The following is a 23692-nucleotide window of genomic DNA, read 5'->3' on the forward strand; positions in this document are numbered from 1 at the left end:
AGGGTATTAACAGTGCGCAACAGGTTATAATGCCGGTTTTGTCTCTATCGTATTTCCTGAATCATGTCTGAACTCAGCGCATCCAAGCCAAGCATCAAACTGTGCAGTGTTGAAATCCAGGGCAGTGAAGCTCTGTTCTGCCTTATGTCCATGGACAGTGGTCTGATGACCACCCACGACTGTCGTGCCGCCCGACTGGCCCTGCAGGGTGGCGATACCGAGAAGATGCGTCACTTCCAGAGCACCTTTAAAAAGCTGATGGAAGATTACAAAGTCACTCACGTTGTGATCCGTGAGCGTCCAAAGAAAGGTAAGTTTGCCGGCGGCGCAGATGGTTTCAAGATTGAGACCGCCATCCAGCTGATCGATAACCTGAAGGTTGAACTGATCGCCCCTCAGGCCATCAAGGAACAACTGAAGCACACGCCACCACCAGTAAGTGCAGTGGAAGCCGGCCTGAAGAAGTTCCAGGACGCCGCCTTCCAGACCGGCTTTGCCTGGTTGAACATGCGTCGCTAACAGGCAACACCTTCCTATCCGGGCATCCATCAGGATGCCCTGCTTCCCTCTTCCTGCACAACCAGCCGCATTGCTCTTCTATAGTATTCACGGATCAAGATTCAGGGCTGGGTTAACCGTTGTCGAATAATACTTTTGGTGCCGTTACATTCATTTGGCCAACGCTGCTTATGGGTCTTGTCACTGTAACCACAGCAACAGCAGACGAGCAATATATTGGCTCTGGGCACTACACCACCCCCATCAAGGCCTCACAAGGCAGTCCCGTATTCCTATCTGGCGATGTAAGTTTTACAGGTTCCGATCAGGATCCCTCCACGATTATTACCGTTGATAACTCATCACTCTCAGGCAACGTCGAAAGGCTCAATATTCTATTACAGGCGAACTACCAGACAGCCATAGAATCCCTGAACACAAGTACAACCCAGCTCGTTGGCCCGATCACTATAACAGCGGCGGAGGGACTATCCGACAATTACGGTCTGAGGTTGTCTGGAGGAAACAGCACACTCAACTTTCAGGATCCAGTGACAATCACCATGCACGGTGATTTCGACAACCCGGTTGAACACCGTTCAGGTAATACAACATTTCGTGGGGGGCTCTTTATATCAACCGGAGGGCAATACGCCATAGGGCTTTTCACCCTTCCTTTGGGAGATTCCAATATCTATCTTGATGGATCCACCACAATCAATATATCCGGAGGCGGAGAGGCCATTTATAACGCCGGAGGAACTGTCCATATCAACGCCCCGCTTACGGTGAATGCCAAAGCCGATATGGCAATCGTTATCAATGCCCAGCCCAGTGTGACTATCAGCCAGATCGGCACCCGGACCAGTGAAAGCCAGCCAGTGAATCCTCAGACCATTCAATTGAATGGACCGATTCAGCTCCAGAAACCTGCGGCCCTTTTATTTCTTGATCTTGATGCGGGATCACAGATTAACAGCAAGCTGGCATTAACAGCCGGACATATGAAATTATTCTTTCAGAACGCAGATACCCGGTTTTCCCCACAGGCAGGTTCCACCATTGGTTCCGGCGCGACATTATCTCTGTCATTTACTGAACAGGGAGTCTGGCAGATACCGCTTATTGCGGAATACCAGAACAGTGGCACAGCATCCGTGATTCCCTTGACCGTAGAAGAAGGTGGTCAGCTCTTGCTTTCTGGTCAAGGCACACTGCAGGGGCTGATTAATGATCCGTTAATGCCTGGAGAGTCCAAAACCTATGTGCTGCTAAAAACTGAAGGTTCCAACACAGATATCCTTCACTACGCCCTTAATAACCTGACCCCCGTCACAGATTCAGAGGGCTACCTTCTAACATTTGATCAGTCCGAATCTGAAAATCATGATAACTACCTGCTTGGTACTGTGGCCCGTACAATACCAGAACTTGTTGATCCCCCCGAACCTCCAGAACCACCTCAGCCTTCTGAACCATCCCCACCTCCACAGCCATCTCAACCTGTCCCGACACCACCTATGACTTCCATACCAGCCCCCTTAAATTATCTGCCTCACCAAGCCCTTCCCATTACCATGATGGATCAGCAGTTTGCCGGCCAACTTCTGCAATCATTCCAGCCAAAAAACACTGACACGACAATCCACCAACAGCCCTGGATGGGTATTAACAGCGGCGATGACATGCCCCCACCAGCACTGCAGTTTCAAATGCTCCCATTTATAAGTTCACAGAAAGGGCATGGATACCGACTGTATGGGTTCCACCAACAATGGCTGGCTGATTTCAAAGGCTTGGGCTTTCGGCTACAACGGCAACTGACCGATGGACAATTAAGTGCAGGATATGCGGCGGGTGAGAGCAATAGTCAGACCCACAAGCTGCCGGAACAGGTCAAGGGACATGCCGATTATCGTAGTTATTTTATCTCGGGTGAAACAGGCATCCACAGATTCAGGATCAGCAGTCAGATTCTCTATCAGCAGGGGAAGCACCATCAGAAACAACAGCTGCCATCCGAACGTATGTTTACACATAGCAACAGCCATCTGACTGTCGCTCAGACAGGCATCTCTGCGCCCATGATGCTGGGAGAGTGGGGAATTCAGCCACAGCTGCAACTGGCTTGGTGGGGGATTCATCAAGGCAGTTATCTGGCTCAGGCTCAAGGCCTGCAACTGCACATCAGTGGTAACAGCCAACGTTACTGGCAGGCGACACCGGCCGTTTCTCTGACGGGGCCACAATGGCGGGTCGGAACCACATCATGCACCTGGCAGACAGATATCTCTCTCGGCTATTCCACCGTTTGGGGGAGCCGCGCCATGAAGAATACCCTGCTCGCCTATTCGGGGTCTCAACAGCCGGTCCGGTTAACATCCCCGGCACTAGATAAACATACCTGGCAATACCATCTGGGGCTGACGTTAAACGGTACCACCCGATCCTATCTGCCAACCAGCGGGACTGTGGGTTATACCCTGAATAGTTCTTCGCACAGTCGAGCCCAAGAGATCACCACGACGGCGACCTGGGTATTCTAATAAGCCCTGTCCAGCTCAAATAAAAAGGAGCCGAAGCTCCCTTTTTATTTAGCAATCAATTAGTCACGCAGACCGTACAGCTTTACTTCTGCGTACTTGTAGTTACTACCCAACGCAGTGCGGTAGCTCATCTCAACCTTGTTGATCACACGCTCGCCGCCCAGCAGCTTGTACACCGGAGTGCGCTGGTTACGCTCAATGCGCTTGTTGGTGAAGAACTGCTGCTTTTCACCATTGCCAAAGAACACAGTGATACGCTTCAGGTAGATCGGCGCATCTTCCACCTTCAGGGAGATCTTCTTGTACTTGCCCTTAAAGCCGCTGACGTGGATAACATCCTTCTCGCTCTTGAAAGAGACTTTGCGCTCACCGAGCTTTTTCCAGTCATCGGCGAAAGCGCCAACGCTGACCATGCTCATCAGAACCAGAGCGATTAACTTCTTCATGGGTAAGACCTGTCAACAATCGTTTAGGGAGAAATCCAGTGGCGGGCAGTGTATGTGAAGCCGATAGACAGAACTATTTCGTACAATCCGTGTACAAAATCAACAAAATGCCAGACAAAAAGGCATACACCCACCAAAAGCGAGATAAACGCCCGTAAACTCCACGCCAAATACTCTGTCCACCACACTCTCAGACCAAGGTCGTAGCGTTCAGCCTGCTCACTCTTAAAAGCCAACCTAAGTCTAATAACGCAAAATCGCTGCCGGGCTTAGTCTTGAAAGTAACAGCAAAAAACAAATCTTCTGGGGTGAGTTATGGCGTTCAGATCAACACTATGTACCGGCTTAGGTTCAGGCTTGAGGTCGAGCGAGAGTGCTACGCAGACCAGCGGTTATATAAACGGTCAAGCTGCCAGTTCAAAGAACAGTGGTCGCATCGGTCACCGGTTTGTCGAAGCCTGGCATGATCTGACGCAATGGCTCACTAATACTTTTGCAGCACTGATTCCGACCAGCCTGTTCAGTCGTAGCTGCACACTGGTTCAGCCGGATAACAACAATCTTCTGCGTCAGGATTCAGCTGGGAGTACGACGGACAGCATAAACTCGGAAACCCTCAACCCTGAACAATATATGGATGAGTTGGAAGATCGAATTGATGAGCTGAAGCAGCAACTGATGGATGCAAATATCCAGATGAGCAAGCTGGAAAACGCCCATATGGAGCGGGAGGAAGGCCTGAGCAACATGATTGGCAGCCTGTGTGATGAGCTGGCCGCCAGTCTGGCAGAAGCCAAAGATCCTCAGCCGCGTCTGGCTCTGATCCGACAGGCAGTGGAGACCCAAAACGCTCTGCGCAGAGAGCACCATGAACAACTGTCTGGCCGTATTGATACGATTGAAAACCAGATCAGCCGACTGAAAGCAGATCATCAGGACACCAGTGGCTATGAACAGCAACTGCAACAGCTGACAACGGCTCGGGACAGCCAGGCTGAAAGATTAACAGATATTGAACAACACCAGAGCCAATGGCTGGCCCGGTTAACTCAGGAGTTTACCGCCTAAACCCTCTTACCTCGCCACGCGCCCAACAGCGTGCGAGCACCGTCTCTCCCCACTATTGCCCGGTTCGCCGGGCATTTTTTTAAGTGCTCTCTGTCACTTTGGCTATTATGCCCTGATACGACCATAAAGCAGCCAGTCAATGCCGCCAAGGGTTGTGGTTCCATGGCCGGGTTCATTTATGTCTGAGAGGCTTTTATGCTTGCATGGATTTTGCTGCAGATTGCGGCGCTTGTTGCCCTGGCCTATAAACGGGCCGACCTGATGACATCTGCGATTACCTTCGGGGTGATCACTCTGGCCATCTGGCTGATTGGCCCCGGTGGCGTCGCTGCGTTTTCCGCTCTGGTTCTTACTGCCGTTTTCGCGGTGCTCGCCCAGACCAAATTCCGCGCCAACACACTGACCAACCCGATCTTCAAAATCTATAAGAAGCTGCTTCCGGAAATGTCTGAAACCGAGCAGACCGCGCTGGATGCCGGTACTGTCTGGTGGGACGGACAAATGTTTGCCGGCAAGCCCGATTGGGACAAGCTGACCAATCACCCGAACCCAACCATGAGCGAAGAAGAGCAGGCCTTCCTCGATAATCAGGTGGAAACCCTGGCTTCCATGATTGATGAGTGGACGATCGAGCAGGATGGCGATATGCCTCCGGAAGTCTGGGACTATATGAAGAAGGAACGCTTCTTCGCCATGATCATCCCCAAAGAGTACGGCGGTCTTGGTTTCTCTGCCCAGGCTCAGTCTGCGGTGCTGCAAAAACTGGCAGGCCTCTCCGGTGCGGCCTTTACCACCGTCGGTGTTCCCAACTCCCTCGGCCCCGGTGAACTGCTGCTCAAGTACGGTACCGAAGACCAGAAGAATCACTACCTGCCCCGCCTGGCTGATGGTCGTGAAATTCCCTGCTTCGCTCTGACCGGACCGCGTGCCGGTTCCGATGCTACCTCTCTGCCGGATACCGGTATCGTCTGCAAGGGCGAGTACGAAGGTAAGGAAGTGGTTGGCATCCGGATGAATTTCTCCAAGCGCTATATCACCCTGGCGCCGGTTGCGACCGTTGTTGGTATGGCCTTCCGTATGTTTGACCCGGACGGACTGCTGGGCGACAAAAACGATATCGGTATTACCGTTGCCCTTCTGCCTCGCGGTCTGAAAGGCATGGAGATTGGTAATCGTCATAAGCCACTGGGTACACCGTTTATGAACGGTCCGATCCATGGTCATGATGTCTTTATCCCGCTGGAATTTATTATCGGTGGCCCGGATATGCGCGGCCATGGCTGGAAGATGCTGGTGGAATGTCTGTCTGTTGGTCGCTGCATCACCCTGCCGTCCTCCGGCGCAGGTGGTGGCCGCTATGCCATTGCGGCCGGTGGTGCCTATTCCCGCATTCGTCGCCAGTTCAATGTCCCCATTGCCAAGCTGGAAGGGGTTCAGGATGCGCTGGCTCGTATCGCCGGTAACACCTACACCGCTGCTGCTGGTGCACGGGTAACTGCGATTGCGATCGACCAGGGTGAAAAACCTGCTGTCCCTTCTGCCATTCTCAAGTACAACCTGACCGAGATGGCCCGTCAGATTGCCCTCGACAGTATGGATATCCATGGCGGCAAGGCGATCATTACCGGTCCGGGCAACTACCTCTCCTCCGGTTATGCGTCTGTACCTGTTGCCATTACCGTGGAAGGGGCCAACATCCTGACCCGCTCCATGATTACCTTTGGTCAGGGCGCTATCCGCTGCCACCCTTATGTGCTGCCGGAAATGCACGCAGCCAAGGAAAATGATCTGCCGGCCTTTGATAAGGCACTGTTCGGCCACTTTGGCTTTATCGCCTCTAACGCCGCCCGTTCTCTGGTGTTGGGGCTGACCAACTCAGCGTTTTCTGGCTCACCGGTCAGCGATGCTACCGGCCCTCACTACAAGCAGATCAACCGTTATGTGGCAGCTTTCTCCCTGACGGTAGATATGTGCATGTTCTCTCTGGGTGGTCAGCTGAAGTTCAAGGAAATGATCTCCGGTCGCCTTGCCGATATGTTGTCCAAGCTTTACCTGGCCTCCTGTGTGCTGAAGCACTGGCAGGATCAGGGTCGTCATCGTGAAGACCTGCCGCTGGTGGATTACTCCTGCCAGAAGCTGTTTGCCGAGTTTGAAGAAGCTCTCGACGGTGTACTCAGCAACTTGCCAAATCGTCCGGTTGCCTGGGCGCTGCGCGGTCTGACCCTGCCACTGGGTCGTCGCATGAAAAAGCCGGGTGATACTCTGATCAACCGTATTGTTGATCTGGTGTCCAGCAAGTCTGCCACCCGCGAGCGTCTGATCGGTAATATCTACCGTGCCGATACCCGCAAGGCGGCAACCCGCAATCCGCTGGCTGTTTACGACACACTGCTGGATCGTGTGGAACGTGCTGACCCGATCTACAAGAAGATCAGTCAGGCACTGAAAGACGGCAAGTACAATGAAGCGGAACTGACTATCGAAGGCCGTATCACTGAAGGCGTTGCTCTGGGTGTACTGACTCAGGAAGAAGGCGACTTTATGCTGGCCTTTGAGAAGGATGTGCTGGATATGGTCAATGTCGATGACTTCCCGCTGGAGCACTTTGGCCCGGTTTCTGAAAACCAGGATAAAAAGGTTGCACCTCAGAAGAAGCGTCGGACCCGCAAGGTGGAAGATAACGCGGCTGCGTAAATCTTAACGACCTGAATAAAACCGGAGCTTGTCTCCGGTTTTTTATGTTCTAATTATTCAAACAATAATCCACGATCAACTAATAACTCCTATATAAAATTGGACATAAAAAATGGAATCAAAGCTATTTGATGAAGAAGATATTAAGCAGGAAGCCAAAAAGCATAATGACTTCCTCAACACGGGTGTTGGACTCATTTCTTTCACATTAGCTTTAACATGCCTTAGCTTTAATGACCCGCAAAAAGCTGCATTGCTCTGTTTTCCTATTGTGCTTGGAATTCTCTTACAAGCACGAAACCATTTCCCACCAACACTAAGGGAAATAAAAATATTGGAAAAAGAGACAAAAGACGAGCACGTTATTGAGGTAAGGAAGTACTTGGACAAAAAGTATTTAGGTGTCAAATCACTATTAACTAAAAACTTATTATACTGGTATGGGTGCTCATTCTACCTCGTAGTTTTGGTTATACATGAATACATTGATGTTGTTATAGAGTTGATATTTAAATATTTATAGATGCTGGATTAAACAATATATCTTTTGATCCAATGCAGAACTCCTGACAAAAGATATATCGCTATTTATTTTGTCCGATTATCAATAGAACAACTCTCCCCATCACAGCCCGGCTGGCCAAAGTACCAGGCAAAACGTCGGGCAATACCATGTCGATTCCGAGCAAAGACTCTATATCCTAAATCAGCCAACCAGCCTAAAATCGGCCAGCGCAGAGGCGCAATCCAAAACCCTTTATCCACCGCAGCCCAGGCTGCCAGTGTTGCATCAACGCCAGTTACAATCTTTCCATCCCCCAAACGGGCATGGAGGAGACGATCCAGCTCTACCGGATCAAGAAAAGGAAAACGCTCTGAGAAACCGGGCAGCTGAATATTCTCCAAGATCAGCCGCTGATGCTGATCTTTCTCACGCAGCCAGCGAATCTCTTTCATACAGACCGGGCAGTTACCGTCGTAAAACAGTGTGACCGGGAAGGTAATATCTGCTGTTCTTAACCCCATAAGCCTACAAACCTATCCTGAACCGCGTTTCATAGCATTTTCTACGAGCACCATTTATTACCCATCATACGCACAAACACGGAAAAAAGATCAATCACCTCCATTCTGATCACTGACCCATCTTCAACAAATCGAACGTCCATACAGCAAACAATAACTACAACATTTATGAAACAATGACAGACGATAATTGCAAACGCTGTGGAGATGTATTTGCCCTGATGCCGTGATTAAAAACAACATAACTGATAAGAAGAACATAACCATGAAAACACTTATTCCCCTGCTGTTTTCCTGCCTGTCCCTGATAATTTCCCAAACCGTTCGTGCAGAGTCTCTCACCTTTATTGCTGTTGGAGATACCGGTACCGGAAAGTCCGGACAATATCGGGTTGCGGAAGCCATTGCTTCAGTTTGCGCCAGTCGTGATTGCCAGTTTGCTATCGGGCTGGGCGACAATATTTACGAGAATGGCGCCGAGTCCAGTGATGACAGCGAGTTTATCGACAAGTTTGAAATGCCGTATATAGACTTGGACTTTCCCTTCTATATGGCCCTCGGTAACCACGATAACTCTCACTTTGATACCGGCGATGGCTTGAATAATTTCAAGGGTGATTTTCAGGTGGACTATCACTACCGTGATGACCGCATCAGCGACAAGTGGAAGATGCCTGCCCGCTACTATCACTTTGCCATGCCGGAAAACAGCGAGCAGCCGCTGGCAGACTTTCTGGCTCTGGACTCCAACCCGATTGCTGGCGGTCTGGACTGGGATTACAAGTTCTGGCGCAGCCGCTATACAAAAGAGCACCGTCGTTGGATTCGCGACACCCTGAAAGCCTCAAAAGGCCAATGGAAGATAGCTTTCTCCCATCACCCTTATGTTTCCAATGGTCGCCATGGCAACGCCGGTATCTATGATGGTCTGGCCGGTCAGGGCAAAACCTGGAAGAAGCTGACCGAAGATAAACTGTGCGGAAAAATTGATCTGCTGATTACCGGCCATGATCATGATCTGCAATGGCTGGCGCCCAAGAGTGGTTGTGACAAGACCTCATTTATTGTTTCCGGCGCCGGTGCCAAAACCCGAGGCCTGACCAATCCGCACCGTAATGAAGCCTGGTATCAGGCCGGTGATGTGCTGGGTTTCTTTGTGATCACGCTGAATCAGGAGACGCTGACCGGAGAAGCGTTTGTCGTTAACCCCGATACTGGCGAAGCCACCAAGACCTTTACCAAAACTCTGACCAAGCAAAGCTAAGTTTTGTTATGTAAGCGTTAGACAACAAGGGCTGTTTAAAACAGCCCTTGTTGATTATCCACCAGCGCCAGAAAATCCAGCCCAACAAACGGTAATACCCCGTCCGCCACCGGCTGCAGTTGTTTATCGATATAGTGCTGATAATCTACCGGACTTTGCTGCCACTCGACTGCCTCTGGCCCCGCCACCGTTATTACATAACTGATCCAGCCCTTATGCTGATAGCGTTCCGGTTTGCCATGCTGACGGTTCAGTTCATCAGCCCGCCGTGCGGCTCGCACATGGGGCGGAACATTTTTCACATACTCATCCAACCGCCGGCGCAATCGTTTTCGATAAATCAGCTGATCGTCGTGTTTTCCGGCCAGAGTCTCTGCCACCGCATCTTGCACCAGTTGCTCCGGGGATTCACCAGCAAAGACCTTTTCAAACAAAGCGATCTGGAAAGTCTTGGCTAGATCCGTCCAATCCGAGCGAACGGTTTCCAGACCTTTAAACACCAGCTCGGTGCCGTCTTTATTTTTCTTTAATCCGGCGTAACGTTTCTTGCTGCCGGTTACCATACCTCGGATAGTGGGCATCAGAAAACGGGTATAGAGCGTTTCAAATTCCAGCTCCAGATAACTCTCCAGCTGAAACTCTTCGGTAATAGTCTGTCGCCAGCGAGTATTGATCATCTGTTCCAGCTCGCGACCCACATTATCAGCCTGCTCTTCGCTCAACTCAGCGCCAAGATGAACAAAGGTGGAGTCAGTATCGCCATAGATAACCTGATAGCCCTGCTCCTCAATCCAGCGGGCGGTCTGCTGCATAATGGCATGTCCGCGCATAGTGATCGAACTGGCCAGACGAGTGTCGTAGAAGCGACAACCGCCAGAACCCAACACGCCATAGAAGGAGTTCATAATAATTTTCAAAGCCTGGGAGCGGGCCGCATCCTTTTCCCGTTTGGCTTCATCCCGCTGAGCCCAGAGAGAACGGATAATCTCCGGCAGGAAATGCTTCTCCCGGGAGAACAGTGCGCCCCGAAAACCGGGCACTGCCTCTTCCGGTTCTTTAAGACCTTCCACCAGCCCAAGGGGATCGACCAGAAAGGTTCGGATAATCGACGGATACAGACTTTTAAAATCAAGCACGAGCACGTTGTCGTACAACCCGGGCAGGGAGTCCATAACATAACCGCCGGGACTTGCCAGTCCACCACCTTCCGGCAGATTCGGCGCAATATAGCCAGCCCGATGCAGTTTCGGCAGATAGAGATTGGTGAAGGCCGCGACCGAGCCACCCAGCCTATCCAGCTCCAGCCCGGTCAGCTGACTGCGCAACCGCAGATAATCCAGCAGGCGAGTATGATCAAACACCTCCTGAACCAGACGACAGTCTTCCAGGTTATAGCGGGCCAGTTTTTCTTTGTTGTGGTGGAAATCATGGGTGATGATCGCCATCCGGTTATCAACATCTTCGGTATCCTTGCCCTTCCCCAACAGAGTGCGAGCTACAAATTCAAGGCTGAAACTATCAAAGTGCCAGGTAGCAGCCCGCAGGCTCTCGATACCATCAATCACCACCCGCCCGGGAATGGTGATAAAGCCCTGCTCATTCTCACCAGCCCGTTCCCGCCAGTGCACACGCTTCTGCCAGTCCTGCTCACCACGCCCCAGCAACAGGGTAATATTGTGCCGCTCGGCCCGTTTGAGCAGCAGCCGAAAGTCAAAATTGATAACATTCCAGCCAATAATAATGTCAGGGTCCCATCGCCCCAGAATCTCCACCAGCGCAGTCAGCAGCCCGGCTTCATTCTCAACCCAGTGGATGGCCGTATCACCTTCGAGCCTGGCCGGCTGCGGGCCAATCATAATGACCAGCCCATCATTGTCCTGCCGGTCGCTCTGGCCACTCAGCCCGACAGAGTAGAGCTCCCCTTTGGCTGAGCATTCAATATCGAGAGAGACCACCCGAAAGCTGGGCTGATACTGTCCGGGACGCACCCGAACCCGACGGTACTCGGTATAACTGCCGCAATCCCGGGGCTGGCCGGTAAACTCCAGACTGCCGTAAACAAAGCGTTCGGTTAGATAGTGATCCTGCAGCCGGATATCCGCTTCATAGAGGGTCAGACCCCGTTCTTTCAATAGACGACGAGCCTTTCGGGCGCGATCGAGAGTAAGAAAATAGAACGCCACCACCGGCTGATGGGCGAAGGTGTGCATATCCAGAGGGCGACTGCGGGTGGTAATCCCGGCTTCGTCCAGAGCCTGTTCAGCCCGCTCCGCCTGATCCTGACGCAGCAGAAAGACCGGTTGCTCCCCCTCAATCACCAGACGTGCCGGGCCCTGCGGCGTGGTCACCCACAGAATGATTTCCGTATGCCGGCTATGGTCATGGCTGTCCCGGGTCAGCAGAAACCCGTGCTCAATGGCTGTCACAAATATCGGATCTGTTTTTACCTGTCTATCAACGATGTTACCACGTTCCGGCCCTCGGGCTGTGCTGCAATATCACTGACTGACCGGTCATCAGCCGGGAGTGTTTTCCCGCTGGCGAGCCTCCAAGTTCCGGGTTAACAGAGCTGACAACATGATCACTGATTCCTGGACCGCAGCCCGAGCAAGCGTGACCGAGGGCCAACCACCCTCGCCGCCGGAGCACCGACAGATCACCTTTACTGATCCCGAGCATAAGCAGCACGTGTGGGCGAAATCCCTGTGTCCGCAATTCAGCCGCACAATTTTGCCGGATCACAGTCTCAGTGAACGGCTGATCCAAAGCATTAGTCAATACCATCAGGAACGTTTGAATAAGGGAGAGGAGAATGATCTTTGCATTACCGGCTCCCGGGTACTCCAGCGGATTATCGGGAAACGTTATAACCAGTCAGAGAAGCCGGACAGAGAACTCTACCCGGTTGAGGATATTGATGTCTGGCTGAGCAGTAAAAACAGCCTGCATGCACTCTCCACGCGACTTTGTCTCGCCTTTGATAAGGAGTATATGATCAAGGGTGCCCCGGCCTATTACTTCGACAGCTGGTTGTGTCTTGCCCCCATGCGCTTGTTTCTCAAAGACGCTCCGAAAGAAGAGCATCCACCAGCCACCGAAACAACGCCGACAACAAATTTGTCCAACTGCTTTGATGGCAAGATCGATCTTTCCTCGCCAATGGACGATATGCCGTTTGAAGAAGAGGATCCCAAGAACCCTGGAAAGCACCGCCTGACGGAAGCCGGAAAGAAGCGTGCCCTGTTCCAAAGCACCATTCGTCAGGCTCAGGTTTTCTCCATGGGAGAGTATGAGGGAGCCCCCACTCTGGCGCCGGCACTAACCGACCTGGAATATCTGAACCTTCTGGAATTACCGCTGTTACACAAGGTCAAACCAGGAGGTTTTGAGAATCCCTACGACGCCGTTGCCCGCGCCAAGGTGCTTAATAATGTGCTGCCTCTGCTGCTGTATCTTGAGGCTACCCGCAAAATGGCATTACCGAACTGGCAGCCTGACCCCTTTGCCCAACAACTGCTGACACTTTGCCACACCTATATTCCTGATGCGCTGAACCAGTTGCTGGAATTGCTGAAAACTCATAACCCAACAAATGCTGAAACATTACGGCAGGCCTTACCACCGGCCCCCAAAACCTATTCCGAGGCACTCTCCGGCAAGGGTGAAAGTCAGTCTGAGTTACCACTGCCCATTACCGAGACTGACAGAAAACGACGGGAACAACCTGACGATGCCACGACGCCCTCTCAGGATTCAGAAGATCTGCAGGATTCCTCAGCAACTGAACGGGAAGCGGACTCCGACTCTGAGGATATCGACACCTACTCGGACACTGAGAACGCTCGATCTACAGACGACAGCGGAGCGGAGCAGAACCTCAAAACCCTTAAACAAATGGGGCAGGCTCTCAAAAGCTATCTGGCACCGGAGAAAAAGTCCCCACGCTGCCCGCCGCAATACCAGGCCAGTATTCTGGCCATGCCGCCGGAACTGGTGGATGACAGTCTGACTACCCATGGCAGCCAACGTCGCTCGCAAAAACGCGCACTCCGCCAGCTGATCAGGCTGCATCAGCTTTTGCAGCTGGTCGCCCGTCCGCAGCGGCATCCTCAACAGAGAGAGGATCAGCACACGTATCTGTTAACCAACGATCTAAAAACGCTGTGCAAAGGCCTCGAGTTGGTCAGGAAGATCAATATCCACCAATGTCCCAGTGCCGCTTATATTCATGCCCAACTGTTAATTGAGATAAACAAGCAGCGCTCCCCTGGCAAACCAGAACAGGCCATTAAACGACATATCGAAATTGATAAATTGCTGACCCATGCCGCCAAAGCCGGTGTGACCGGTGCTGCACTGGTTCTACTGAATCGGACACTGTTTAACCCGCACCACGCACGTTGCGGTGAACAAAGCCTCGAAAAAAGCCATGCTCCAAACTATCCCGCCATCGCTGCGGCACGATTGGTTATTCAATGCGCCAGACAGCGTGATCGCTACCCCATACTCCTGAGCGTTCACCATCCAACGCTGGTCATACCGTCTCACCGGGAGGCCATGGCTCAGGTCTCTGCACTGTTACAACAGGGGCTTTATAATACCCATCAGGCGACAGCCTGGGGCGAGTTGCTTCTGGAGTGCAGCTTCTCCCTTGAAGCATCAGCCCGGGAACCGGTTTTGCTGCTTGCTGCTGTACTGTTTGATGCCGCCGGACAGCCCGAACAGGTTCTTCGCTGCTACCGGAAAGCCGATGGCAATAATCTGTGCAGCCACAATCCGGCTTTGGCCTTTGACTGGCACTGCCTGCTGAATACTCCCACTCTGGAAACTTATGCGCAGGCTGCACCCGAATACCGCTTGTGCCAGAGTGTGAAGGCATTCAATACCTCCGACATGCTGAAGGCTGCATCTGATGCAGATCCTTCCGGACACTGTGCGTTTTACATCTGGCTTCCACTCTGTGTGCAAATGGACGACACCACAACGCTGGACAACTCAGAACTGGCCCAGAAACTGAAACAGTATCTGACGCCAGATCGTGCATCCTTCGGTGATCAGCAACCCACAGCGGGGATCGTCCCTTATCAATCTCTGCCTCCTCTGGATTTGATCGAAACACCCGGCTTTGAAGCGGAGTACAAAAGCAGTGATGTTATCCGCTCCCTGCGGGTTATTAATGACACTAAACAGATGGACCCGAGTTTATCCGGCAAAGTCAGGCAGATGCTGGTAGAAGCTTTGGATGACTCGTGTATCAATACCGGAATTCGCCTGACAGCTTCGGCTCTGCAAGACATGAATGCCCGGATTGGCAAGAATGAGGAAACGTTCGTCATCACGCTTCCGCAAACGCCACACATGATTGATAAGGTATCCGGCGATCTGCAAAAAGCGATAGCTCAGGCCTCCAACCCTTATGCCGCCTGGCTCTACGCCAAGCTCCATCGGGCTGCCCTGCTCTATAGCCGTAACGATTACCAGGGGCAGGAAAACTGGAAAAACCATTATCTGGCTCCACTCTACTTCGCCGCCGTTATGGGGGTAGAAGGCGCCATCGAAGAGCTCTTTATTGATACTCTCGATGGGCTGGCAGACAGCCTGATCATGCCAACACTCAAACTGCTGCTGAACAGACCCTATATGATCGCCCATCACGCCTTGCGATTTAATACTGATGAGGGGCAATCAGAGGTTCTTGATATCCTTCGTTATCGCGGACAGCTGGTTTCGGCAGATTCCATCAAGATCCTGCATCACAAGAAACTGGAAAAAATTCTGTATACCCTGCAGCGACAGATTCCAGAGCAGGCCATGGGGCTACAGAACTTCCGATACAGCTGGATTGCCATGACCCTGTTTGGAATGCTTGGAAAGCCGGTGAAGACCACCTTCCGGGCCATCTTTGATAAGGGTGATTACAACCTCAGTATTCCGGAAGAACTGCAGGTCAGTCTGGTTCTTTCCCTGCCGGAACTGGCCAAAGAACATAAGAAGCTGGCCACCAGCCATCTTGAGAATATCTTTGACCCGGCAGGAAAACAGCTTTTGAAGGCCGCTGAAAAAAACGAGCCTTTGCCCGGACAGGTTCTTAAACCTTACCTTCCGTTTCTCCTGTGCCAGCTGCCCTCTTCCATCAGCGGGATCACTGCTGCCCGCAAAAAGGGGAACGAACGCAAGCATCGCACTGCCGCAGATATACCCGGTGTAGATCAGATGAGCGCTCTGTTGGGCCATCTGTTAAATGCCAATGAGGCTGAGTTGACCAGGCACTCTCTAACACAATCGCAAAAACAATCACAAAAACTATCCGCAGCTTCCAAAGGAGGAGCGGCCAGTGATGGCCTGACCACTCATTGCTGGCTCAGGCATATTTGCCTGCAAAGTGGGCGAGCCGTTTTCACCCTGCCACAGGTGTCGGAGCATCTGGAGGAGACAGCTTCTCTGCTGAAGTTAATGGATAATCTGATCAGGCTGCAGGTGGTGAGTGGAGAGTACCCGCAGAATGACATGTTCTCCCGCCTGCTCCAGCAAATGGAACCATCACTGGATGCCAGCAACAATAAAAAAATCCTACTAAAGCCTCTGGTATGGAATGATGAAAAATTTCATTCCCAGCGCAAGGCCGGTGAGTTAAATACCATCCTGTACCATCCCTACGATGTGTTGATCCAGGCTTTGGCTATGGAGGTGATACCCGTCTCAGAGGATCTGGATTTCAAGAGCGCCTGTATCGCCTTAAGATTTCTGGATGCGGCAACCCAGGGCTGCCAGGATGCCCATCGCCATCTGATGCGGCGGACTTTTACCGAAGAAAACTCGTCTATCTCTCTTGAGCGGTTAATGATGCTGCTGCTGATTCAGTATCAGCGCCCGCGCCAGCACGAACTGCGTTTTGAAATGCCCGGTGTGATGGAAGCTGGTGCCGAAGAAACCCAGATTATCAATTGTCTGGACCGACTCTGCCTGAGCAACACCCCGGATGATCCTGCCAGACTTCCACTGCCGCAATTTATCAAGACCCGACTGCTGCCTGAGCTCGACCGACTGTTCCAGGCACTGAAGACACCAAAGTGCCGAGCTCAGGTATTACTGCTGCGCAGCTATGCCGCCCTGATTGGCGATTGCCCGATGCGCTTCGACCAATTTAGCTATCTGGAACATGATCAGCTGAGTCATTCGCTGCTGAATCAACTGGATGTTCATCTTGACCTTTCCCTGCGGTCGGTTCTAAAAAAACAGCCGGACTCTCTGATCTGGTTTGAAATGCAAAAGCTCACTTGCAGGGCCAGTGCCCAGTACAAGGCAAAGTCCCTGAGAGCCCTGCCTTATCTGACCTATATGGAGAAACCGACCAGACCGCTGTTTATCAAATTCCGTCAATGGTTCCAGCGCGATGATTCCTGGACACAGCTACTGGTATTTATGGGGCACGCGGAGCTGAACGATTACATCCACAACCTGCGCAAGAAGTTCTGCTTTTATGACCCCGAAGAAGATCTTTCCTGGTTTATAGAATTTCATAATGTGCTGCCGGAGTTGCGTCATCAGATGATGGTGATCAATGCCCTGCACTATGCGCAACTTCACAACACCGATCTCTGTGCCCCGATTCCAGGCATCGATGCTGAACTGCAAACCGTTCAACACTGCCACGATAGCCTGATGATGGAACGGCTCCACTTTAGTGCCCCTCAACAAACATCTGCGGAAGAAAATGAGACCAGTTTCTGCAAGCCCGATCCGGCAGCAAAACCGAAGAAAAGAAAGAAAAAGAAGAAAGTGACCAATCCTGTAGATGCCCCGGAAAAACCATCTGATGATCCGGACTTACAATCCGCGCAGTCTCACATAGAATAAGCGGTAACTTCACCAACCGACCGAGTCTGGAAACCCGATTCTATGCCACCTGAAGTCGCATCTGTCTCTACGCCCTCCTCCGACCCGCTACATCAGAATCTGCAGGCCTGGTTTGGCTTTAGCCAATTCCGACCCGGTCAGGAACCAGTGATTCGGGCTTTGACGGAAGGGCGCTCAGCCGCTGCGATTTTCCCCACCGGTTCCGGCAAGTCCCTGTGCTACCAAATGGCCGCTTTGCAACTGCCACACCTGACTCTGGTAGTCTCGCCACTGCTGGCGCTGATGCAGGATCAGCTGGACTATCTGCACAGTCGCAATATCCCGGCTGCCGCCATTGATTCCGGACGCTCGGCCGATGATATTCGTCAGACTATGCAGGATGCCCGGGAAGGCCGGCTGAAGATCCTGATGGTCTCGGTCGAACGTTTAAAGAATGAACGCTTCCGCCAGTTCCTTGGTAACGTCAATCTGTCCCTACTGGTGATTGATGAAGCCCACTGTATTTCCGAATGGGGTCATAACTTCCGTCCGGACTACCTGAAGCTGCCCGCCTATGCCCGCGAGTTTGCCATTCCCCAGGTGCTGCTGCTGACAGCGACAGCCACGCCGAAAGTCATCTCTGATATGCAGTCTCGATTTGGTATTGAAGACCGGGATGTGATCTGCACCGGCTTTTACCGCAACAATCTTGATCTGTCGGTACTGTCCATTATGCCTGAGGAGCGGGACCGGGAGTTGATCCAGTGGCTGGCGCCCCGCCGTTATCAGTCTTCGGTCGTTTATGTCACCCAGCAGAAAACGGCAGAAACACTGGCCAATACCCTGCGGGATAATGGCATTAATGCCGTGGCTTACCATGCCGGTATGAATTCAGAAGAGCGGGATGCTATCCAGCGATCGTTTATGTCCGGCCAGCATCGCTGCATTGTCGCGACCATCGCCTTCGGCATGGGCATCGACAAAAGCGATATCCGCTCTGTTGTGCACTACGACCTCCCCAAGTCGGTAGAGAACTACAGTCAGGAGATTGGCCGTGCCGGCCGGGATGGCCAGCCGTCCCAGTGTCTGGTATTGGGCAACCGCGACAATATCCATGTGCTGGAGAACTTTGTTTATGGCGATACGCCCTCACTGGACAGTATTCGTCTGGTTCTGCAGGCCGTTCGGGAAGCGGGCAACCACTGGGAAATCCTGCTGACGCCGCTGTCCAACACCACGGATATACGTCAGTTACCTCTCAAAACCCTTCTGGTCTATCTGGAGCTGGAAGGCATTATCAAACCGCTGTACAGCTACTTTGCCGAATACCGGCTGCAATACCGCTTACAACCAGCAGAACTGGAACAGCAATTCTCCGGGGAACGACAGCAGTTTGTGCGCGCATTGCTGCGCAGTGTGCGTATGGCCCGCACCTGGGGCACTCTGGATATTGACGACTTCTGCCGCCGGTATCAGGGCGCGGACCGCAGCCGGGTTATACGAGCGCTGGATTACTTTCAGGAACAAGGCTGGATCGTGCTGGAAAGCAAACAGATGACCGAGGTGTATGGTGTGCTGAATAACCACTTCATTCTTAATGATCTGGCGGCTCGTTTGCATCAACTGTTTGTTCAAAAGGAACAGGCCGAGATTCAGCGCATCCACGATATGATCGCCCTGTTTGAAAGTGAAGAGTGCCTCAGCCACCAGCTGGCCGAATGGTTTGGCGATCATAATGCACCGTTGCATTGCGGACACTGTTCCGCCTGCCGTGGTACCTCTGTCGCCTTTCCCCGCCGGCCTCTGCACCCGGCGCCAGAGCAGATTAATATCCCGGCTTTGCTGGCGCCTCTGGAAGAACGGCTCGGCCACCCGGCCAATACCGAAACCCGCGTGCGCTTTCTGTGTGGCCTGCCTACCCCACTGCTGGGTAAAAACCGTGCCCGCAGCCTGCCAGGCTGGGCAGCACTGGAACAGTGGCCTTATCAGAAGGTACAGGCACAGGTTCTTGGTCAGTTTGGCTGACAACTCCGTTAGAGCCTGACCATACAAATCAGGCTATAACTCCCTGCTTCTCCAAAATAGCTTTTCCACCAGCAGGGACAGGCGATGGCTGTTAATAACACCGGGATTCATAAGGGTTTTCAACGCTCCGACTATGTCGGCAGTAACCGTCTGGCCCTGCAAATGCTGGCCAAAAGCCAGCAGTCCCTCTGGCAGCCGTCTCCGGACACCTATTCATTGAGCACAGCCACATTCAGCAGCGACAGTGACAGCACAAGATCGCTGTATCAGCGAAGCTGCACTCCGGTTGACAGCATGAGTGAGGATGAAGGCCCAATTATTTCACGCAAACGGTCTGCGGCTTGTCGTCGGCTTCTCTCTTCCGACAGCGAAGAGAGTGATTTAGAAACATCCCCCGAGCCACCACCGGCCAGAAAAAAGAAGAAGTTGGTTAAACGTCCGAAAACCACCCAGAGCAAAAGCCATCCCCAGGCGTTCAGCAAACGTCGTTCATCTCCTCAGAACACCAGCACTCTCAGGCTACTGCGCCAGCGTGCCCGTAAAGAAGCCCGGGCTTTGGGGGACGGCATTAAGGTCGGCCCCAGCACCCTGCCCAATGCTGGCAATGGGCTTTTCACCACCCGAGCCTTCCGCAAGGGCGAATTTATCACCTGGTACCATGGCGAGCGGATTCTACTGGGGTCTACCGACAAGGTCAGCCGCTTTAAAGATGAGCGCAATCCCACAGTCTGGGGACATCGGGCGACGGTGGTTAAAAACTGGCTGGTCATAGACGGTATTAAAAGCCCGAATGTGCCCGGCACAGATCGGGTGGGCGGCGGCAGTTTTATGAACGACGGCATCAGTGTGTTCTGCCCTCCCAACACCGAGCTGGTGCCTATGGAAGTGGAGCACAATCCGCCGCTGGAGAATGAGCATGATCTGCTGGTGCGGGCCACCCAGACCATTCCTGCCGGGGAAGAGTGCTTTCTGAAATACCCTGATCGTCAGTGGCTGCGCTTCAAGGATGACGCGCCCGAAGCGTATGCCCGACTACTTGAAGGGCAGCAGACCAATGCCAGCTGGATCACTCAGCAGGTACACTGGTGCCGCTTTACCGATAACTGGCAACCGCTGGAACAGGCACTGGCTCGAACCCCGGTTCCGGCCTGGCCAGAGTTAAAAACGCCCCATACTCACTGGCACGAATCACTGATCAGGTATGGCCTGTTTCGGGCTGGCATCATGAGTGCAGTCATTCTGCAGCGTCATGTTCTGGACCTGCTCAACCCGGCCAGCGACTGGTATTTTCTGGCCGTTGCCGGCTACGGTAGCCGATTGACGATGAGTGAGAAGGAGATGGTTTCTGAATGGAATCGAGACCATAAGGACGGCCATCCCATCACGCCAATACCCGTTCCCCGCAATGGTGTTTTTCAAACCGATAGCTGGACCACCGCGAACCTGCGTATTCTGTTTGCCACCGCCGGGCAGCGGGAATGTGATTTTGAAGGCAGCCGACTGATGCTGACTATCCATGGTCTGGACCCATCCGATCCGATGTATGACGAGCTGCTGCTTCAATATATTGTCCGTGGTCTGCCGGTCAGTGCAGAGCATGCACAGACCATTGATTTCAGCCAGCCCCGGGGCACAGAGATGAAATCCCGGATGTTGACCGCCCTGCGGAATAACCGGATAGCCGTGCCCTCGTCCCTGCTCAACAGCAGCTCATCTGAAAGTGAAGGTGAGAGTGAACCCTCGCAATGGAATGTCCCACAACTACACGCCTATTTGCGAAAGCATGGATGGCAGGTGGTTGAATCGCTGGGTAACAAAGGCACCAGCATCTGGTTTCAGTTGGATCAGGCTGCCCTCAAAGGGGAAAGTGACACATACAGCACTCTGTTTTTGAAAACCTGCCGCAGCAAGGCCTGTAACTTCCAGTCCATGGCTCGGGCCAGTAAAACCTGCCGTACGACGGATGGCATACGGTTTGTGCCTGTGCCCGGTGCCAACTACCCGGAAGATCAGCCCTGTAATCGGGCCGCTCTACTGTTCCAGTATATTCATCGGGTTGGTGCCATTGATTGTCAGGAAGTCTATCAACAGGCCAACCAGGAGACGCTGCATGGGGTGCTGGAAATCATGCAACCCGATTACCACAACCCCCAATGGCCAACCATGGCCCGTGATCTTTTGGCTCTGGTGACCTGTGATATCAAATCGGTGAAGAGTTTCGGGAAAAAGCTCCATCGTCATGAACAGCATATTCCCGATGACCTTTTCGATCTCACCAACGAGAAACGGAAAGATATTCTGCAACCGGAAGGCCGCCGTCTGGCACGGCAGTTAAAACAGTTACCGGACCTGACCACAGCCTTAGCTAAACAGTAACCAGGCCGGCTTAGCATGCCTGACCACACTGTCAGGCATTTTACCGGACGGCTGTTGTCTCACGGAGATAGAAACGGACTCAACAGGGGCAGTTATGGCCAGCAATTATCCTCCCCAGGTAACCCAGACACCGATAGAACCCAGACGCCTTCCGGGAGTCGAGCTCGTAAGAGAACGAGCCAAGGTCTGGGAGAGCCGGTACAGCAAGCGTCAGATCAAACCCACAACAGCCAGAAAGCAAATCCCGGCATCACCCATTGGCTCACCCTCTAACCGACAGTTACAAGGCCTGGTGGCCGCAGATATTATTCGGGATGAATACCCTGCTCTCAGTTATATGAGCATCGTCTCTTTGGCAGACGAGGAAAAAATGAAAGATGGTTCACTGATGGCAAAAACCTATGATGGCTATGTCTCGAAGCACATTAGTGAGTATGACTGGCAGATGATCTGCCGCTATAACGCATTCCTGCTCGATGTTTACCAGTTCCAGGTCGACGATGGCCGGCAACAGGGGTTCTATATCCCCGCTCATAGATATTTCTCCGACAAGCTGCAAAGCGATGATCCGGAGCTGGCAGCCTGGTGCAACCGGGTTTACCATCAGGTCAGCTTTGGGCAGACGGAATACGGTTATATCAGTTATGCACTGGCCATTGCTGATGCGGCACTGCGTGACCACTGCATACACTCGCTCAATCTGGCGAACGGGCTGGACGTCGATTTGCCAGATACGAAGCCTCTGATCGTGACCCATCGCACCCGATCACAACCTGTCACGGCTCGAAAACGGCCTCTAAGAATCAGTGATGATGAAGACAGTGATCAGGAAGAAGCTGATGTGAGCAGCCTGGCTTCATCCCGTCCTACCCCTATTTCGGCCAAGGTTTCTCGTTCAAAGCTGAACCTGAAGGATGACTCCAGGGATCACGAGGTTTCCAAAGCCTTCCGGGAGTTTGCCCAGAAACACTGCAAAGCCAGCGCCAACAGTGTACTGGACAGTTTTATTCGGCAGAATCGTCTGGAAGCCACAGCAAAAGCCTCCCCCCAGCAACAGGCAAAAGAGTTGCTCTTTGTCCCAACACTCAAGAAGAAACAGGATTTGCGGGAGCTGGGTAAAAACCTGCCCAATCTGCGCCCTATCTTCCTGGATACTGAGGGTGACCGTGTCCGTGCGGTTGAGCTCGATAGCCTGATCACTCAGATGATCAGCCAGTACCAAAGTCAGGGTAGAACGACAATGTCGCTCAACCACTTCCTGCGTCTGATGCTGGAAGAAGACACCGTACTGTTTAACTGGATGAAGAATATGGCCACAGGTAATCATCCTCATCTGCAGACTTTAATGCAGTACCACCTGGCCCGTTTTAATGATGCGATCACACTGACTGACTTCTTCAGCCCGCTGACTGATCATGACAGTGGCATGGATACCACTTCTGAGGATCAGGGCACCCGCTCACCAGAGCCGGCGCCCGAACCATCCCGTCGGGCCACTAAACGTCCGCGACGGGATAGTGAATCAGAGTCGGATTCCGACGATGAGTCAGAGTCAGAACTGGAAGAACCCATGGATGAAGCGCAGGCGATGAATGACATCACCATGCAGGCCATCGAACAGAGAAAGCTGGATACGGCCAGAAAATGGGGCTGGCGACTGAACAGCCAAGCCGTCTATGACATAGTCAAAACTGTGTACTTAAAACCGGCTATGGATCCTGACGGCGACTTTATTCCCGGTGACCTGTTCTTTCTGGCCTATGAACTGCTGGAATCCGACAAGGACTTACAGAACAAGTACCTGTGTAAAGCGCATGCCGAAGATGTCAGCCAACAGGCAGCCGAGCTGCTATCTCCTAAAAAGAAAATCATGTATCGCCACCTGAGCAGTAACAGCTGACAGCATATAGCGA

Annotated in this window: 13 protein-coding genes; 10 read left to right on the top strand and 3 right to left on the bottom strand. The window is 52.5% G+C overall.

What is annotated here, in order from left to right:
* Positions 1 to 63: 63 nt before the first annotated feature.
* Both EHSB41UT_RS16285 and EHSB41UT_RS16290 read left to right on the top strand, forming a co-directional pair.
* Positions 64 to 519 (top strand): DUF3010 family protein, encoded by a 456-nt coding sequence (locus EHSB41UT_RS16285; protein WP_242667341.1) that lies wholly within the window; start codon positions 64 to 66, stop codon positions 517 to 519.
* Positions 520 to 689: 170 nt separating this feature from the next.
* A complete protein-coding gene (locus EHSB41UT_RS16290; RefSeq protein WP_133060544.1) occupies positions 690 to 3044 on the top strand; it encodes an autotransporter domain-containing protein in 2355 nt (784 codons plus the stop codon).
* Positions 3045 to 3103: 59 nt separating this feature from the next.
* Here EHSB41UT_RS16290 and EHSB41UT_RS16295 read toward each other — a convergent pair whose 3' ends face one another.
* The gene (locus EHSB41UT_RS16295; protein ID WP_087111717.1) at positions 3104 to 3490 is read right to left on the bottom strand and encodes a DUF2541 family protein; all 387 of its coding nucleotides are present in this window, start codon (positions 3488 to 3490) and stop codon (positions 3104 to 3106) included.
* A 315-nt stretch (positions 3491 to 3805) separates the two neighbouring features.
* Between EHSB41UT_RS16295 and EHSB41UT_RS16300 the strand changes: the two genes are divergently transcribed.
* From EHSB41UT_RS16300 to EHSB41UT_RS16310, 3 genes are all read left to right on the top strand, one after another.
* Entirely contained in the window at positions 3806 to 4558 is a 753-nt protein-coding gene (locus EHSB41UT_RS16300) for a hypothetical protein (RefSeq protein ID WP_133060545.1), read from the top strand.
* A 195-nt stretch (positions 4559 to 4753) separates the two neighbouring features.
* The gene (locus tag EHSB41UT_RS16305) at positions 4754 to 7252 is read left to right on the top strand and encodes an acyl-CoA dehydrogenase (protein WP_087111721.1); all 2499 of its coding nucleotides are present in this window, start codon (positions 4754 to 4756) and stop codon (positions 7250 to 7252) included.
* 112 nt (positions 7253 to 7364) lie between these two features.
* Entirely contained in the window at positions 7365 to 7775 is a 411-nt protein-coding gene (locus EHSB41UT_RS16310; protein WP_087111723.1) for a hypothetical protein, read from the top strand.
* A 65-nt stretch (positions 7776 to 7840) separates the two neighbouring features.
* Here the strand turns inward: EHSB41UT_RS16310 and EHSB41UT_RS16315 are convergent, their stop codons facing one another.
* A complete protein-coding gene (locus EHSB41UT_RS16315; RefSeq protein WP_087111725.1) occupies positions 7841 to 8278 on the bottom strand; it encodes a thiol-disulfide oxidoreductase DCC family protein in 438 nt (145 codons plus the stop codon).
* A 265-nt stretch (positions 8279 to 8543) separates the two neighbouring features.
* Between EHSB41UT_RS16315 and EHSB41UT_RS16320 the strand changes: the two genes are divergently transcribed.
* Positions 8544 to 9542 (top strand): metallophosphoesterase, encoded by a 999-nt coding sequence (locus EHSB41UT_RS16320; protein WP_087111727.1) that lies wholly within the window; start codon positions 8544 to 8546, stop codon positions 9540 to 9542.
* Between the two features lie 35 nt (positions 9543 to 9577).
* Here EHSB41UT_RS16320 and EHSB41UT_RS16325 read toward each other — a convergent pair whose 3' ends face one another.
* Complete coding sequence (locus EHSB41UT_RS16325) at positions 9578 to 11968, bottom strand: DNA polymerase II (RefSeq protein ID WP_087111729.1); 2391 nt, start codon at positions 11966 to 11968, stop codon at positions 9578 to 9580.
* Between the two features lie 151 nt (positions 11969 to 12119).
* On the opposite strand from EHSB41UT_RS16325, the gene EHSB41UT_RS16330 reads away from it, so the two are divergent.
* The 4 genes from EHSB41UT_RS16330 (at position 12120) to EHSB41UT_RS16345 (ending at position 23679) form a co-directional block, all read left to right on the top strand.
* Complete coding sequence (locus tag EHSB41UT_RS16330) at positions 12120 to 17399, top strand: hypothetical protein (protein WP_087111731.1); 5280 nt, start codon at positions 12120 to 12122, stop codon at positions 17397 to 17399.
* Positions 17400 to 17441: 42 nt separating this feature from the next.
* Positions 17442 to 19403: a RecQ family ATP-dependent DNA helicase gene (locus EHSB41UT_RS16335; protein ID WP_087111733.1), complete on the top strand. Its 1962-nt coding sequence runs from the start codon at positions 17442 to 17444 to the stop codon at positions 19401 to 19403.
* Between the two features lie 84 nt (positions 19404 to 19487).
* Positions 19488 to 21779, top strand: coding sequence for an SET domain-containing protein (locus tag EHSB41UT_RS16340; protein ID WP_087111736.1), 2292 nt, complete (start codon positions 19488 to 19490; stop codon positions 21777 to 21779).
* A 94-nt stretch (positions 21780 to 21873) separates the two neighbouring features.
* Positions 21874 to 23679 (top strand): hypothetical protein, encoded by a 1806-nt coding sequence (locus tag EHSB41UT_RS16345; RefSeq protein ID WP_087111738.1) that lies wholly within the window; start codon positions 21874 to 21876, stop codon positions 23677 to 23679.
* Positions 23680 to 23692 lie beyond the last annotated feature (13 nt).

It is taken from the genome of Parendozoicomonas haliclonae (assembly GCF_900174585.1).
Lineage (GTDB): Bacteria > Pseudomonadota > Gammaproteobacteria > Pseudomonadales > Endozoicomonadaceae > Sansalvadorimonas > Sansalvadorimonas haliclonae.